The 14682-nt window shown below is 68.9% G+C and carries 14 protein-coding genes; 7 read left to right on the top strand and 7 right to left on the bottom strand.

Features of this window, described 5'->3' with window-relative positions:
- Window positions 1-4: 4 nt before the first annotated feature.
- Window positions 5-1369 carry a cation:proton antiporter domain-containing protein gene (locus tag ABD798_RS12915; RefSeq protein ID WP_344874212.1) on the top strand — a complete coding sequence of 455 codons (1365 nt, stop codon included), beginning with the start codon at window positions 5-7 and terminating at the stop codon, window positions 1367-1369.
- Here the strand turns inward: ABD798_RS12915 and ABD798_RS12910 are convergent.
- Complete coding sequence (locus tag ABD798_RS12910; RefSeq protein ID WP_344874210.1) at window positions 1344-1814, bottom strand: hypothetical protein; 471 nt, start codon at window positions 1812-1814, stop codon at window positions 1344-1346. The two genes, ABD798_RS12915 and ABD798_RS12910, sit on opposite strands and share 26 nt — an antisense overlap.
- A gap of 302 nt (window positions 1815-2116) precedes the next feature.
- On the bottom strand, window positions 2117-2965 hold the full coding sequence (locus ABD798_RS12905) for an SDR family oxidoreductase (RefSeq protein WP_344874208.1): 849 nt from the start codon (window positions 2963-2965) through the stop codon (window positions 2117-2119).
- 40 nt (window positions 2966-3005) lie between these two features.
- Between ABD798_RS12905 and lnt the strand changes: the two genes are divergently transcribed.
- The gene (gene lnt / locus ABD798_RS12900; RefSeq protein ID WP_344874206.1) at window positions 3006-4580 is read left to right on the top strand and encodes an apolipoprotein N-acyltransferase; all 1575 of its coding nucleotides are present in this window, start codon (window positions 3006-3008) and stop codon (window positions 4578-4580) included.
- A gap of 47 nt (window positions 4581-4627) precedes the next feature.
- On the top strand, window positions 4628-5398 hold the full coding sequence (locus ABD798_RS12895; protein WP_344874204.1) for a polyprenol monophosphomannose synthase: 771 nt from the start codon (window positions 4628-4630) through the stop codon (window positions 5396-5398).
- A 79-nt stretch (window positions 5399-5477) separates the two neighbouring features.
- Here ABD798_RS12895 and ABD798_RS12890 read toward each other — a convergent pair whose 3' ends face one another.
- The 3 genes from ABD798_RS12890 to ABD798_RS12880 form a co-directional block, all read right to left on the bottom strand.
- Window positions 5478-5825, bottom strand: a complete 348-nt coding sequence (locus tag ABD798_RS12890; RefSeq protein WP_086824644.1) for an RNA polymerase-binding protein RbpA — start codon at window positions 5823-5825, stop codon at window positions 5478-5480.
- 910 nt (window positions 5826-6735) lie between these two features.
- Window positions 6736-7677, bottom strand: a complete 942-nt coding sequence (locus ABD798_RS12885) for an ACP S-malonyltransferase (RefSeq protein ID WP_344874199.1) — start codon at window positions 7675-7677, stop codon at window positions 6736-6738.
- Between the two features lie 11 nt (window positions 7678-7688).
- Window positions 7689-9125 carry a class I adenylate-forming enzyme family protein gene (locus ABD798_RS12880; protein ID WP_344874197.1) on the bottom strand — a complete coding sequence of 479 codons (1437 nt, stop codon included), beginning with the start codon at window positions 9123-9125 and terminating at the stop codon, window positions 7689-7691.
- A gap of 214 nt (window positions 9126-9339) precedes the next feature.
- On the opposite strand from ABD798_RS12880, the gene ABD798_RS12875 reads away from it, so the two are divergent.
- The 4 genes from ABD798_RS12875 to ABD798_RS12860 all read left to right on the top strand — a co-directional run bounded on the left by ABD798_RS12875 (window position 9340) and on the right by ABD798_RS12860 (window position 13548).
- Complete coding sequence (locus ABD798_RS12875; protein WP_344874195.1) at window positions 9340-10152, top strand: carbon-nitrogen hydrolase family protein; 813 nt, start codon at window positions 9340-9342, stop codon at window positions 10150-10152.
- A gap of 139 nt (window positions 10153-10291) precedes the next feature.
- Entirely contained in the window at window positions 10292-11107 is an 816-nt protein-coding gene (locus tag ABD798_RS12870) for a class I SAM-dependent methyltransferase (protein ID WP_344874193.1), read from the top strand.
- 374 nt (window positions 11108-11481) lie between these two features.
- On the top strand, window positions 11482-12594 hold the full coding sequence (locus tag ABD798_RS12865; protein ID WP_344874191.1) for an HNH endonuclease signature motif containing protein: 1113 nt from the start codon (window positions 11482-11484) through the stop codon (window positions 12592-12594).
- An 18-nt stretch (window positions 12595-12612) separates the two neighbouring features.
- A complete protein-coding gene (locus ABD798_RS12860; protein WP_344874189.1) occupies window positions 12613-13548 on the top strand; it encodes a pseudouridine synthase in 936 nt (311 codons plus the stop codon).
- On the opposite strand, the gene ABD798_RS12855 is transcribed toward ABD798_RS12860, so the two are convergent.
- Both ABD798_RS12855 and ABD798_RS12850 read right to left on the bottom strand, forming a co-directional pair.
- Window positions 13508-13909, bottom strand: coding sequence for an anti-sigma factor antagonist (locus tag ABD798_RS12855; RefSeq protein WP_344874187.1), 402 nt, complete (start codon window positions 13907-13909; stop codon window positions 13508-13510). The two genes, ABD798_RS12860 and ABD798_RS12855, sit on opposite strands and share 41 nt — an antisense overlap.
- 135 nt (window positions 13910-14044) lie before the next feature.
- Window positions 14045-14596 (bottom strand): phosphoribosyltransferase, encoded by a 552-nt coding sequence (locus ABD798_RS12850; RefSeq protein ID WP_344874185.1) that lies wholly within the window; start codon window positions 14594-14596, stop codon window positions 14045-14047.
- Between the last annotated feature and the right edge of the window lie 86 nt (window positions 14597-14682).

Raw genomic sequence — 14682 nt, 5'->3', positions numbered from 1 at the left:
CGAGATGACCCTCGAAGCGACCAAGAAGGCCAAACGGCACGCTGTCCCGCTTGGCGCGTTCGGCAGCCTCATCGCGCTCGGCCTGGTGCTGACCGTGTGGGGTCCCGAGCTGTTCACCAGCGAGACCGGCCCGCACGGCGGCTTCGACCCGATCGCCCGGTTCCTGCTCGCAGTCGCGGTGATCGTGCTTGTCTGCCACCTGATCGCCGCGCTGCTCGGCAAGTTCGGCCAGCCCCCGGTCGTCGGTGAGATCCTCGGCGGGCTCGTGCTCGGGCCCTCGGTGTTCGGCGCGCTCTGGCCGTCCGGGCGGGCGTGGCTGTTCCCGGCCGAGGTGCTCTCCACGCTCCAGGTCACCGCGCAGCTGGGCCTGGTGACGTTCATGTTCCTGCTCGGCTGCGAACTCCGGCTCGACGAGGTGCGCAGGCACCAGAAGACCGTGTGGATCACCGTGGCGGGCAGCATGGGCCTGCCGTTCGTCGCCGGGGTCGGCGTGGCGCTGGCCGCCGAGGGCATGCTCGCCGGGCGCTTCGGCAGCACCACCGCCTACGCGCTGTTCTTCGGCCTGGCCATGGCGATCACCGCGCTGCCCGTGCTCGCGCGCATCCTCGTCGACCTCCGCTTGGACGACACCGTGATCGGCAGGCTCGCGCTGACCTGCGCGGCGGTCGGTGACGGTGCCGCGTGGGCCGCGCTGACCGTGCTGCTGGCGCTGACCGGGCTCAGCGGAAGCGGCTCCGTCGAGGCCGTCGTCGGCATGGCCGCCGCCTTCATCCTGGTGACCGTGCTCTGCGTTCGCCCCGCCCTGGCCGCCGTGGTGCGCCGCTGCGAACGGACCCCGGCGGGGGAGCAGCTGCTGCTTCCCGTGCTCGCCGCGGGCGCCATCGGCTTCGCTTCGCTGAGCCAGGTCATCGGCCTGCACCCGGTGATCGGCGCGTTCCTGTTCGGTGTCGTGGTGCCCCGCGATTCGCTGGCGGTGGAGCGGATCAGCAAGCAGCTCCAAGGCTTCGCGGTCACCATCCTGCTGCCGCTGTTCTTCGCCGGGGTCGGCCTCAGCACCTCGCTCGGCCTGCTCAGCGGAGTCGGGCCGTGGCTGCTGTTCCTCGGCCTGCTGCTCGTCGCCTCCGTCGTCAAGTTCGTCGGCGCCGGTGGCGGGGCGAAGCTCGCCGGAATGTCCACAAAGGACTCGCTGAGGATCGGCACACTGATGAACTGCCGAGGCGTCACCGAACTCGTGATCGCCACCATCGGCCTTCAGTACAAGCTCGTCAACGACCTCGGCTTCACGATCCTGGTGCTGATCGCGCTCATCACGACCGCCGTGACCGGTCCGCTGATGCAGCTGCTCAATCGTCGCGAATCGTCCCGTTGATCGTGCCCGCCTGAATCACGATCCCGCTGACGTCACCGGTGACCGTGTTCCGGACGCTGCTCCGGTGCGGCCGCTCAACCGCCTGTGCGGTCGTGGCCTGTGCTGCCGTGGACTGTTCCGCTGTTGGCACCGCTGAAGTGGGCTGTTCCGCTGTTGGCACCGCTGCCGTGGGCTGTCCCGCCGTTGGCACGGCTGACATTGGCTGTTCTGCCGTCGCCGTCGATGTCGTCGCTGTCACCGTTGGCGCTGCCGTCGGCGTTACCACTGCTGTCGGCGTCGCCACCGGTGCCGCCGTCCACACCGCGATCCCGGCGGCGGCGAGCGTCAGCACCGCGACCGCCACCCAGGCCCACGCGTTCGCCCCCTGGTCCGTCGCGATGTTCACCGCGATCCCCACCCCGGTCGTCACCACCGCGACCGCCAAGGCCGCCAACCACCGCCGCATACCCCCAACCCTACTTCCGCCCCACACCCCACGGCCCCCGCGCTCAACGCCCCGAATGACTCATTCAGGCCCCCCAACTCCCCGAATGACCCCTTCAGGTACCTCAACTCCCCGAACGGCCCTTTCAGGTACTTCAACGCACCAAACGACCCGTTCAGGGTCCTCAACGCACTGAACGGGTCATTGGGGGAGTTGAGCGCACCAAACGGGTCGTTCACGGGACGTCGTGCGCCCTGAATGACTCATTCAGGTACCTCAACGTCGTGAACGACTCGTTCATGTGGTTGAGCGTGCTGAACGAGTCATTGGGCACGGGCGAGGGCGCTGAGGACGCGGTGGGCGCGGTCGCGGGCGGTGTCTTCGAGGTCGCCGTTGGGCAGCGCGTAGAGCTCGTCGCGCTCCACGGCGCGCAGGATGCGCTCGACGGCGGTGGGCGCGGAGATGGCGGTGTCGACGAGCGTGCGCATCTGCTCCAGGAACTCCTCGACGGAGCGCCCGGCGGGCAGGCCGCGCGCGAGCGACTCGTAGGCCTCGGAGCCGGGCTCGGCCTTCGGAGCGGCGAGCAGGTCGGCGACCAACGGTGTGTCCACGAAGCCGGGGCACGCCACGGTGACCCCCACGGCCGCGCCGACCTGTTCCAGCTCTCCGGCCAGGATCTCCGACACCGCGACCACGGCGTGCTTGCTCGCGGCGTAGGCGCTCTGCCTCGGCGCGCCGGACAACCCGGCCAGCGACGCCACGTTCACCACGTGCCCGCTGCCTGCCTTGATCAGGTGCGGCACGAACGCGCGGATGCCGTTGACCACGCCGAGCAGGTTCACGCCGAGCACCCGCTCCCACTGCGCGGCGGGCATCTCCCAGACCGGCTCCCCGGAGCCCCTGATCCCGGCGTTGTTGATCACCAGGTCGACGCGGCCGAAGCGGTCGAGCGTCTGCTTCGCGAGGTCGGCGAGCACCTCGGGCTCGCTCACGTCACCGGCCACCGCGAAGGCGCGTTCGCCCAGCTCAGCGGCTGTTCGCTCGACGGTGTCCCGGACGAGGTCCAGCAGGACCACGGAGAGCCCGCGTGCGGTGAGCTCCGCCGCGAACGCGGCACCGATGCCCTGCGCGGCTCCGGTGATGACGGCTACCTGACCCGACTCGATACGCACCCCCGAAGTGAAACACGAACGAGGTACGTAGGGTTGTGAGGTGGTCGCCCCCGCCGTGACGCCCGAGCCCGAGCACGCAGCCCCCGAGCCCGCCAGGCGGAGATCTTCGCGATCGGTCCTGCTCCGCGTCGTGGGCGCCGTCCTGGCGGGCGGACTGCTCTACGCGAGTTCGCCGCCGCGCACCCTGTGGTGGCTCGCCCCGATCGCGTTCGCGCTGCTCGCGGCCGTCCTGTGGGGGCGCCGCGCGCGGGCCGGATTCGGGTACGGCCTCCTCTTCGGCCTGGCCTACCTGCTGCCGCTGCTGTTCTGGCTGGAGCACTTCCTGGGCTCGGCGTTCGGTCCGTGGCCCTGGCTGACGCTGAGCCTGATCGAGGCCCTGCTGATCGCGGTCGCCACCACGGGCATGGCGGTGGTCAGCACGTTGCCGCTCGCTCCGGTCTGGATGGCCGCGGTCTACGTGTGCGGCGACCTGCTGCGCGCGTCGTTCCCGCTCAACGGCTTCCCGTGGGGCCGCGCGGGGTTCACCCAGCCGGAAGGCCCCTACCTCGCGCTCGCCTCGATCGGCGGCTCGGCGCTGGTGGGCTTCGCCGTCGTGCTCACCGGCTGCGCGCTCGCCGCCGTGGCCCGCGCGCGGTACTCCTCGATCGCGCTGGTGGTGTTCCCGCTGGTGGCGGGACTGATCACCTGGCCGTCCGTCGGCGTCCTCGCGCAGAACGGCACGATCACGGTGGCCATGGTGCAGGGCAACGCGCCCGATGCCGGGCTCGCGCTGATGGAGCAGATCGGCGACATCCGCGCCAACCACCTCGCGCGCACCCGGCAGCTCGTCGAGGACATCCGCGAGCAGCGCGTGCCCCGGCCCGACCTGGTGGTCTGGCCGGAGACGGCCACCGACCTCGGGCGCTCGGCCTCCCAGGACGCGGAGCTGGACGAGGTGCTGCGCTCGCTGGGCGTGCCCGCGCTGATCGGAGCCCGGCTGGCCAATCCCGACGGCACCACCAGCAACGTCACCGTGGTGTGGTCGCCGACCACCGGGCGCGGCCAGACCTACGCCAAGCAGGAGCTCGTCCCGTTCTCCGAGTACGTGCCGCTGCGCGCGGCGGCCCGGTTCTTCACGCCCTTCGTCGACGGCTTCCGCGACATGACGCCGGGCACCGGAACCAGCTTCCAGCAGGTCGGGAAGGTCCCGGTGGGCGTGGGCATCTGCTACGAGGTGGCCTACGACGGCGTGCTCGGCGAAGCCGCCCGCGCCGGCGCCCAGCTGCTGGTCGTGCCCACGAACAACGCCTGGTTCGGCCGCACGGAGATGACCGAGCAGCAGCTGGCGATGTCCCGCCTGCGCGCCGTGGAGCACGGTCGCGCGGTGCTGGTGACCGCCACCAGCGGGGTCAGCGCGGTGGTCATGCCGGACGGCTCGGTCACCCGCAGGGCTGAGCTGTTCACCTCGGACGTCCTAGTGGCGGCGGTCCCGCTGAGGTCGACGACTACGCTGGCCACTCGGCTCGGTGGCTGGCCGCAGGGGACCGCGGTGGCCATCGCGGTGGCGGCGCTGCTGTTGTGCGCGGTCTCGGCGTTGCGGCGCCGTCGTGCCACGCGGACCGGGTCGGACGGCTAGTGGAGCAAGACAGGGAAACGCCGGGGTCCCCGGCGGGGAGGAAACGGATGTCGGACCAGCGCGACAGCGTCGACGGCGATCTCGGCCGGGTGCTGGTGGTGATCCCCACGTACAACGAGCGGGAGAACATCGGGCCCATCATCGAGCGGCTGCACAAGGCGCTGCCCGAGACCCACGCGCTGGTGGTGGACGACGGCAGCCCCGACGGGACGGGCGAGTTCGTCGACAAGCTCGCCGCCGAGGACGAGCGCGTGCACGTGATGCACCGCACGGAGAAGGCCGGGCTCGGCGCCGCCTACATCGCGGGCTTCGGCTGGGGCCTTGAGCGCGACTACGGCGTGATCGTGGAGATGGACGCCGACGGCTCGCACGCGCCGGAGGACCTGCCGCGGTTGCTGGAGGCGCTCAGCGACGCCGACCTGGTGATCGGCTCCCGCTACATCCCCGGCGGCAAGGTGGTGAACTGGCCGAAGCGGCGCTGGGTGCTGTCGAAGGTGGCCAACACCTACGCGAAGGTCGCGCTCGGCGCGCGGATCAACGACATCACCGCGGGCTTCCGGGCCTACCGCCGCGAAGCGCTCGAGAAGATCACCCAGACCGACGTGGACTCGCTGGGCTACTGCTTCCAGATCGACCTGGCCTGGCGCACCGTGCTCGCGGGCTTCCGGGTCGCCGAGGTGCCGATCACCTTCGTGGAGCGCGAGATCGGCGTCTCCAAGATGGGTGGCGGCATCATCGGCGAGGCGCTCTTCCGCGTCGCGCAGTGGGGGATCAAGCACCGCGCCTCCCAGGTGAAGCGGTTGTTCACCAGGTCCTGAGCGCCGGAGTTCTCAGACACGCGAAAGGGCCGTCCGGGCGGGAGATCCGGACGGCCCTTCCTGGTGCGCGCTGAGGGTGTCAGGCGCTGGATCGCGTGCGCCTGCCGCGCAGCTGCTCGAGCCGCTCGGAGAGCAGCTCCTCCAGCTCGGCGATGGAACGCCGCTCCAGCAGCATGTCCCAGTGCGTGCGCGGCGGCTTGCTCTTCTTCTGCTCGGGCTCCTTGCCGTCGATCAGCTTGGACTCCAGCCCGTGCAGACGGCACTCCCAGATGGGCGGGAGTTCCGCGTCGTCGGCGAAGGGCACGTCGAAGTCGTGCCCCTTCGGGCAGGCGTACCTGATGGTGCGGCGTGGTGCGAGGTCGTGGTCCCGATCGGTCTCGTAGCTGACCGCCCCGAGCCGGCTGCCCCGCAGTACGCGGTCGGCCATGACGGTGTCCTTTCGCTCGGCTCAAGGCCGCCCGCCTTGAGTGTCGTGCTTACTGAGTGCAACGACGGAGGGAGCTCTGTCGTTCCCGTGCTGGTCAATCGGTCGCCCTCAGTGATGTAGTTCACCGGTCAACGAGGGCCACACATGTAGGGATGTCATCGCGCGGCAGGTGTGACGCGTTATCCGCCCCTTCAGCTACGGGTCCACCCAAACGGGGGAACCCTACTGTAAAAGGTACGAGCTGGGTGAGGTGTAGTTCGCCAAACTGGACTGCTCGCGCCGGGGTGCCCTTAGTTCATTTGGGCTAAAACCTTTGATTTTCATCACAGAGCGTAGTGGCATGCTTGCCAGCTGCCCTTCTACGCTCCGTGTCACCGGCGGCGAACACCTCGTCGCCGCGCTCCGCCGCCCGGCCCGGCTACCGCCGCCCCCGATCGTCGGTGCCGGTCCCGCCGTCCGTCGTCCATCGCCACGTCCCCCGGGGTCATCCGGTCCCAGCCCTTCCGCCACCTGTCGCGGGTGTCTCGCGGATCATGTCCCGAACACCCTCCGCCACGGTCGCGCCTGCGCTGGAGGAACTCGTGCGGTGACCTTCGCGTGACCGGATCGCGACACCGTCCACTGTGGTCAGATGAGGCGGGACGCCGCGCCGGATCCGCGCGGGACCGGTCACACCGATGCTAACCACGGGCGCACCGGATTTGTTCCCGGAGTGGAGAACCACCCGGACCCCTTGTCCGCCTTGTGGATTCCCGACCACTTGCGACATCGTTGACAGCGGGGGTTCCCCGAGCGTGCGAAAGCCACCCTCGCACGCCTGCGGTGTGCGCGGGTGGCGTTCAACCGTCCTCTGTGGACACTCGGCGCGGGGCGAGGGCCCCGGGGGCGTCCGGGGCCCTCGCGGTCGGCCTCAGCGGGCGACGACGTGTCGCCGGGCGGGGCGACGAGGGCGCATCGCGTCCTTCGGGCCGACCGAGACGAGCTCGAAGGTCTTCTTCAGCGTGCCGAGGCGGTGGATCAACAGGTCCGGCCCCGCCACGCAGAGCCGGGTCACGCCCCGCTCCAGCAAGGTCCGCGTGATGTGGCCCCAGTGCACCTGGTTGACGACGGAGTCCACGAGCAGCGTCCGCACGTCCGTGCCGGTGGTCACCAGCGAGCCGTCCTGGTCGGAGATCACCGGCAGCGCGGGCGGGGTGAAGGAGAAGCGCGGGAACACCTCGTCCTGCACGCGCTTGCGCAGCGGCTGGAGGACCTGGGCGTGCGCGGGCGGGCTCATCGTGGTCAGCGAGTACCCGCCCAGGTCGCGGACGTGCCGCTTGAAGCCGTCCAGGTGCTCCTCGGCCATGGTGACCAGGTGGACGTCCTCGTCGAAGTACGCGGAGATCTCGTGCCACTCACCGCGCTCGGTCATCCCGGCGAGCACCTCGTGCAGGCCCGCCAGCGGCGTGCGCACGATGAACTGGCTGACCAGGTCGGAGTGCTCGGTGCGGTAGTACTCCAGCTCGCACTCGGCCAGCTCGGCGGTCAGGCGCACCAGCTCGGCGAAGGGCAGTGCGCCGGAGTAGGCCGCCGCGGCGCGCTCACCGAAGCTGGGGCCGACGCACAGCTCCGGCCGCTCGCCGAGGACGTCCTCGGCCCAGTCCGCCATGGCCAGCGAGTTGACCACGAAGGCGACCTGCGAGGCCGCCGTGTAGCCGTCGCCGGACTCGCGCAGCGCCTCCAGCACGGAGAAGCCGAGCGCGGCGTCGGCCTCGGCGAGCCTGCGCCTGGCGTACGGGCTGACCATCATGAACCGGCCGACCTCGGAGAAGCGCGAGGGCCCCATCCCGGGGAAGACGATCGCGGTGCTCATGCCGAACCCCCTCAGGCCGCTTCGGCGACGGCGAGCGCTTCGAGCTGCTTGCGGTCGAACTTGCCGTTGCGGTTGAGCGGGAAGCGCTCCAGCACGCTCACCCGGTTCGGCTGCTCGGAGGGCGGCAGCACCGAGCAGATCAGCTCGCGCCAGTACCCGCTGTCGCGGCCGTGCTCGTCCTGGACGAAGAAGGTCAGGCTGGAGCCCCTGCGCTCGCACGGGGTCGCGACGATCTTGGCGACGCAGCCCTTCGCGGCGAGGCCGTGCTCGATGATCTCCGGGTGCAGCGTGTGCCCGTTGCGGTGCACGGCCATCTTGCGCCCGGCGATGAACAGGTTGCCGTGCTCGTCGAGGTAGCCGAAGTCGTTGGTCTTGTACCAGTCGCGGCCGACCGGCTCGATCGCGCCGTCGGCGTTGAGGTAGCCCTCCATCAGGTCGGGGTCGAGCACCTCGATCTCGCCGATCTCGCCAGCGGGCAGCACGGCGCCGTCCTCGGCGGTGATCCGCAGCCGCAGCCCCTCGACGGCCTGGCCCGCGCCGACCGGGTTGTCCACGGTGGCGAAGGCGACGTTGCCCATCTCGGTGCTGCCGTAGCTGTCCAGCAGCGGCATCCCGAAGGTCTCCACCGCGCGCTCGACCAGGCCCGGCTCCAGCGGGGCGGCGCCGCTGCACAGCATGCGGACGTTGCTGAACTCGCCGACCGCGCTCGGGCGCTTGCCGACGATGTTGAGGATGCTGCGGTAGGTCGAGGGGGCGGCGTCCACCACGGTCGCGCCGGTCATCCCGGCGATGCGCAGCGCGCGGTCGAGCCTGCGGTACGGCGCGACCACCAGCGAGCAGCCGACCAACCACGAGATCAACACCATGGACAGGCCGTACTGGTGGTTGAACGGCAGCAGCGGCAGCAGCACGTCGCCGGAGTTGTGCCCGACGAGATCGGCGTTGCGCTGGAGGTTCTTGAGGAAGCGCCCACCGTTCTTCACCACGCCCTTGGGCACGCCGGTCGAACCGGAGGACCACATGATCAGCGCGTCCGGGAGCTTCTCCCACGCGCTGAAGTCCAGGCGCTCGTCGATCGGCTCGCGGCCGGCCGCGGAGACCGCGAGCTCGTAGGTGTTGACCACCTGCTCGCCGACCGCGATCGGGGCGTCGTCGTCGACGATGACCAGCTTGACCCCGGACTGGCGCGTGGTGCGCTGCGTCTGGTCGGCCTTCTCCTGGTGGTCCACGAGCACCACCGAGGTGCCCAGGTGCATCAGGGCGAACAGGGTCGAGAGGTAGGCGATGGAGTTGTCCGCCTTGAGCAGCACGCGGTCCCCGTAGCCGACGCCGCGGTCGCGCAGCGCGTCGGCCACCCGCAGCGCGGACTGCTCGAACTCGGCCACCGTGAGCACCGCGTCGGGCGCGAAGATCTTCGCGGACTTCCTTGAGGACTTCCCAGCTGACATCACTATCGAACTCCTTTCCTGGTCCTGATCGAGGCGGATACCCCTCGGAAGAAGAATCAGGTGATCCGTCGTTCGATGTCGACGCCTTGACCCATGTCCGGTCAAGTATCGCCAAAACCGAGGTTATGCCGGTGCCGGGAAGCGCTGAAGGGGCGGCGTTCCACCTGGCGCCCATCGTGAAGTAACTGGCGGGGCGCTGCTGATAGTGTTCGCCGTGGAATTCGCCGCGAAGGGAACGCACTCGATGAGGATCGCCTGCTGGCAGGCCACCGCCCGCCGAACCGACGTGCCCGCGACCCTTCTCGCACTCAGCGAGCGTGCTCGTGAAGCGGCGGACGCGGGAGCATCGTTGCTGGTCACGCCGGAGATGTCGCTGACCGGCTACCACCTCGGAGCGCGCAGGCTGCGTCAGCTGGCCGAGCCCGTCGACGGCCCGATGTGCGAGGCGGTCAGCGAGATCGCGGCGAGCGCGGGCATCGCGATCGTGCACGGGTGGCCCGAGCTTTCCGCTGGCGAGGTGTACAACTCCGCGCGTTTGGTCGATTCCTCGGGTTCGGCGCTGGCGACTTACCGCAAGGCGCACCTTTTCGGCGATATCGACCGGAATGCGTTCAGCGCCGGAAACACCGGAGTGGTGCGCGCCGAACTCGACGGCGTCCCGGTCGGAATCATCATCTGCTACGACGTGGAATTCCCCGAGTCGGTGCGCGCGCACGCGCTCGCGGGCACGCGGCTGCTGCTCGTGCCCACCGCGCTGATGTCACCGTGGGACTTCGTCGCGCAGACGCTCGTGCCCGCGCGCGCGTTCGAGAGCCAGCTCTTCCTCGCCTACACCAACTGGGTCGGCAGCGAGCGCGAACTGAGCTACTGCGGCCGGACCCGTGTCGTCGGCCCGGACGGCGTCGTGGTCGCCGGGCGCGACTCCGGCGAAGGTCTCGTGGTCGCCGACCTCGACCTGTCGCTGGTGGACAAGGCGCGCGCGGAGACGACCTACCTCACCGACCGGCGCCCGGAGCTCTACTCCTGACCCACTGGGCGGTAATCGGCGCTCGGGAACCGAGTGGGCACCCGTGTGGTTCGCGTCCGGTGCCGCACGGTTCTCGCTTTTGTCCGGTTCCGCGACCTAGCTTTCGAGCAGGACAAACTCGATTGCTGGGAGCGTGCACATGCGTCGGACGTTCACCGACTTCACCGTTGAGGTCGACATGAAGCGCCCGGATTTCCTGCGGGCGAAGGGAAATGGTCAGCGCAACCTGCTGCTCGGCCGGGCGGTCGCGGAGTTCGCGTCGGACCTTCACCATTTGGAAGCCATTCAGCAGGAGTTCGTCGACGGTGCGTCGCGGCCGCTGATCCGGAGTGATTGGTCATCGAGCGGGGCGGACTACAGCGATTCGTCACAGCTGCTCATCGAGGGCCAGCAGGTGATGCAGGACTGGGAACACCCGCTCATGCACAAGCTCGCGGTGAACGCCTGTGAAAGCGGCGGAGACATTCTCGAGGTCGGGTTCGGAATGGGGATCTCGGCTGGCTATGTGCAGGACTGCGGTGTTCGGTCGCACACGATCATCGAGATCAACGAGGGTGTGGCTGAGCGGTTCGCTGCCTGGCGTGCTGAGCGACCTGGTGCGGACATCCGGCTGGCGTTCGGCGGGTGGCAGGACGTCATCGGTGGGCTGGGGCAGTTCGACGGAATCCTGTACGACACGTACCCGACGAACGAGGACGAGTTCGTGAAGACGCTGGGACCGAAGGTGGTGACGCTGGCCGCGAACTTCTTCCCGGCCGCGGCTGCCCATCTGAAGCCTGGGGGGATCTTCTCGTACTACACGAATGAGATCGATTCGTTGAGCCGGGCGCATCAGCGGGCGCTGTTGGAGCACTTTTCGTCGTTCAAGGTGGAGTTGGTCACGGGGTTGCAGCCTCCGGCGGACTGCACTTATTGGTGGGCGGATCGGATGGCTGCTGTCACTGCTTACAAGTAGTTGGGGTTTTGGTGGGGTACGGCTGGGGTTCCGGCGGGGGTACGGCTGGATTTCCGGGGCGGGGACGGCTGGGCTTCCAGCTTGCACTGGCTGGGCTTCTTGGTGGGGGGCGGCTGGGCTTCCAGCCCGCGTCGGTTCCAGCGTGGGGGTCGGCTTGACCTGGGGCCCCTTGCGCGTGCCGTGGTAGGCCGGGCGGGCACGGGATGGATCCCGGCCCTCGCGGACAAGCGTATGGCACGCGCACCCCAGGTAAAGCCGACCCGGTTTCGTGTGCGGCTCGCTTTAGTCTGGGGTTGCGTTTTCGGCGTTGTCGGCGCCTGGCAATTCATCCTTTAGGGCCATGATCCACTATTTTATTCACGTAGAATAGGAGTATGGACCCTGACGCCGTCCTCAAAACGGCCTTCGCGGGCATCGGTAAAGCCGTGGCTGAGTTTTCGGTGACCCTGCTCAACTATGTATCCGATCTTGAGCCTCGTGATCGGGAATTCTCTGAAGAGCTGTTGATGCGTGAACTGCGCGTATCACGGGTGAAAGCGGGTTGGTTGATCGACCGTGCCACGGACCTCACCTCCCGCCCGGGAGTGTTGAAGGCGATGGTCGAAGGCCGGGTCGATGAGGGCAAAGCGCTCATGATCATCGATCTGTTGCGGGTTCTCTCGGTCGCGCATGCGGCGATCGCCGAAGAAGCCCTGCTAGCGCATGCGGAGAAGAACTCCTACTCGACCACCCGTCAGTACGCGGTCCGGTTCATCCACCGACTCGATCCGAAGGCCGCTGAGCGTCGGTTCACGGAGAAGCGCAAGGCCCGCATGGTCGAGAAGATCAACCTGGACGACGGTATGGCTCTGCTCCGGTTGATGATGACCGCCCATGATGCGGCGATGGTGTATGACCACGTGAACCGCATCGCCCGTTCCCTGCCGAAGGATGACCGGACTCTGGATCAGAAGCGCTCCGATGTCGCCCGGGACTTGTTGTTGGGCCATGACACTCCGGCGCCGCAGGGTCAGACGATGGTGTACCTGACCATGCCGATCACCTCGGCGTTCGGGATGACCAACGATCCGGCGATCCTTGGTGGTTACGGGCCGATTCCTGCCCGGATCGGCCGGGATATCGCAGCGGGTGGGATCTGGAAGCGGATCTTGACTGACCCCATGACCGGCATGGCTGAAGAGATCAGCCACGTCTACCGGCCGTCCCCGAAACAGCGGGAGTTGATCGCCGCCAGGTATCCGACGTGTATGGCGATCGGGTGCAACCAGCCTGCTCATCGCTGTGACCTGGATCATTGCTGTCCGTTCGACGGGACGAACACGACACTCAAGAACCTGCGGCCGAAGTGCCGTAGGCATCATCGGATGAAGACGCATTCGAACTGGAAGTGCGCCAACCGACCCGACGGGACGCATACCTGGACGACGCCGAACGGGAAGACCGAGGACGTGCACCCGGTGCCGATCGCGGAACCGGCGCCGTTCTGAGCGGGCTAGGGTGACGCGGTGAGACGTCGGCCCACACCTCCGTTGCCGCAACGCAACGGGCTCGATCCCGCGCGCCTGCGGTTGCCCGCCGAAGGGGAGTGGGCGACGGTGCGGGACCACCTCGTGGAGCGGTTGCCGAGGGTGGCGCCGGAGCGGATTGACATGATGCTGCGCGAAGACCGCATCGTGGGGCTCGACGGGCCGATCCGGGGAGACACGCCCTACCGGCCAGACTCCTACGTGTGGTTCCACCGGGACCTGCCGGTGGAGGTGCCAGTGCCGTTCGATATCGGGATCGTGCACCGGGACGACGATCTGCTCGTGGTGGACAAACCGCACTTCCTCGCCACGATCCCGCGCGGGCAGCACGTGATGGAGACGGCGCTGGTGAAGCTGCGGCACGACCTCGGGTTGCCGGAGTTGGTGCCCGCGCACCGGTTGGACCGCGTGACCGCCGGGCTCGTGATGTTCGTGGTGCGACCCGAACTGCGCGGCAAGTACCAGACGATGTTCCGGGATCGGTTGGTGCACAAGGAATACGAGGCTATCGCGCGGCACGATCCCGGCCTGGAGCTGCCGTGCGTGGTGCGCAGTCACATCGTCAAGGAGCGCGGCGTGATCACGGCGACCGAAGTTCCCGACGTGGCGCCGAACAGTGAAACGCTCGTCGAGCTCGCGGAGCGCCGGGGCGAGGTCGGGCGCTACCGGTTGCAGCCGAGGACGGGGCGCACGCACCAGCTGCGCCTGCACATGAGCGGGCTGGGCGTGCCGATCCTCGGCGACGACTTCTACCCGGTGCTGACCGAGAAACCGTTGGACGACTTCACGCGGCCACTGCAACTGCTGGCGAAGGTGCTGGCCTTCACCGACCCGGTGACCGGAGAACCCCGGCGCTTCGAGAGCCGCCTCGAACTCAGCGCCTGGAACCGTCCCGGGGAGTGGGCGGCAGGCTGAGCGCCTCGGCGACGCTGCCGAACACGTCGAGGGTGCGGTCCAGGTCGGTCAGGCTGATCGGGCGCAGCACCGGCGGCGTCGTGGCGACCACGCGCAGCGGCGTGCGCTGACCGGCGCAGACCTCGTGGTGGTGGGCCAGCAGCGTGAGGCCGTCGGAGGAGAAGAACTCCACCCGGGTCAGGTCGAGCACCACCGGGGCGGGCGGGGTGGCGAGCGCGGAAGCGGTGGCGACCTCGGTGTTGAGGACCGGCCCGCTCGCGAGATCGACCTCGCCGAACACGGTGACCACAACGGCGAAACCGCGCAGCTCGCGCTGGACGTGCATGTTCAGGCTGAGCAAAGTGCTGTCGACGGGAAGCACCGCGACCCTCTCCCTTCGCAGCCGCCGGCGACAGCCGGAACGGGGGAGGGGCTGTCGGGGCGACGCCCTAGGACAGTAGTTCGGCCTGCGCCAACGTCAAGCCGCTGAACAGGGAAAACGTTGCGCCCGATCGGGTCATCTGGTGTAGGCGAGCGCCGTCATCGGCACTCCGGCCGCCTCGACGACCCGGCGGCCGACACCGGCGGGGTCCTCCGACAGGCACGCGACACCGACAACGGTGGCGCCCTCCTCGCGCAGCACGCCGACCAGGCTGGCGATCATGTGGCTGTCCGACAACGCCGCGTCGACGACCAGCACGCGGGTGCCCGCCAGCTGGTTGTAGGTGAACAGCTCGGCGCCGCGCGGGCTGGGCAGCCGGCTCTGGTTCAGCCGCCACGCCAGGTGGTACGGCAGCCCCGAGGCCAGCGACAACGCCAGCGTGGGCACGATCCCGTCGCCTTCGAGGCCGAGCAGCACCTCGGGCTTGTCGTGCTCGGGATCGGCGGTCCACTGCGACCACATCGCGTGCCCGACCTCCAGCAGTCGCGCGGGCCGCACCGGGCTCGCGACACCGTCCAGCTCGTGCACGACCCGGACCGCGGGCATCTCCGGCGGCAGGTCCAGGCACAGGATCTGGCAGGCCTGGAAGTCCACGTCGGTGGCCTCCGCGCGGTCAAGAGCGGTCATCGTGCTGCTCTCCCTTCCGGCCTGCCAGGTACGACCGAGGGCACACGGTCGGCTACAGACAATGAGGTCATCACTCTATGAAGTGA

This window comes from Allokutzneria multivorans (assembly GCF_039537405.1).
In the GTDB taxonomy this organism is placed as follows: domain Bacteria; phylum Actinomycetota; class Actinomycetes; order Mycobacteriales; family Pseudonocardiaceae; genus Allokutzneria; species Allokutzneria multivorans.
The sequence above is the reverse complement of the archived record's forward strand: the minus strand, read 5'-3'. Positions and strand labels throughout refer to the sequence as shown.

Excerpts from the sequence above, each read along its gene's own strand:
- ABD798_RS12865 (WP_344874191.1), top strand. The coding sequence starts at position 11,482 with ATGGACCCTGACGCCGTCCTCAAAACGGCCTTCGCGGGCATCGGTAAA.
- ABD798_RS12890 (WP_086824644.1), bottom strand. The coding sequence starts at position 5,825 with ATGGCCGACCGCGTACTGCGGGGCAGCCGGCTCGGGGCGGTCAGCTAC.
- ABD798_RS12895 (WP_344874204.1), top strand. The coding sequence starts at position 4,628 with ATGTCGGACCAGCGCGACAGCGTCGACGGCGATCTCGGCCGGGTGCTG.
- ABD798_RS12910 (WP_344874210.1), bottom strand. The coding sequence starts at position 1,814 with ATGCGGCGGTGGTTGGCGGCCTTGGCGGTCGCGGTGGTGACGACCGGG.
- ABD798_RS12870 (WP_344874193.1), top strand. The coding sequence starts at position 10,292 with ATGCGTCGGACGTTCACCGACTTCACCGTTGAGGTCGACATGAAGCGC.
- ABD798_RS12850 (WP_344874185.1), bottom strand. The coding sequence starts at position 14,596 with ATGACCGCTCTTGACCGCGCGGAGGCCACCGACGTGGACTTCCAGGCC.
- ABD798_RS12880 (WP_344874197.1), bottom strand. The coding sequence starts at position 9,125 with ATGTCAGCTGGGAAGTCCTCAAGGAAGTCCGCGAAGATCTTCGCGCCC.
- ABD798_RS12885 (WP_344874199.1), bottom strand. The coding sequence starts at position 7,677 with ATGAGCACCGCGATCGTCTTCCCCGGGATGGGGCCCTCGCGCTTCTCC.
- ABD798_RS12915 (WP_344874212.1), top strand. The coding sequence starts at position 5 with ATGACCCTCGAAGCGACCAAGAAGGCCAAACGGCACGCTGTCCCGCTT.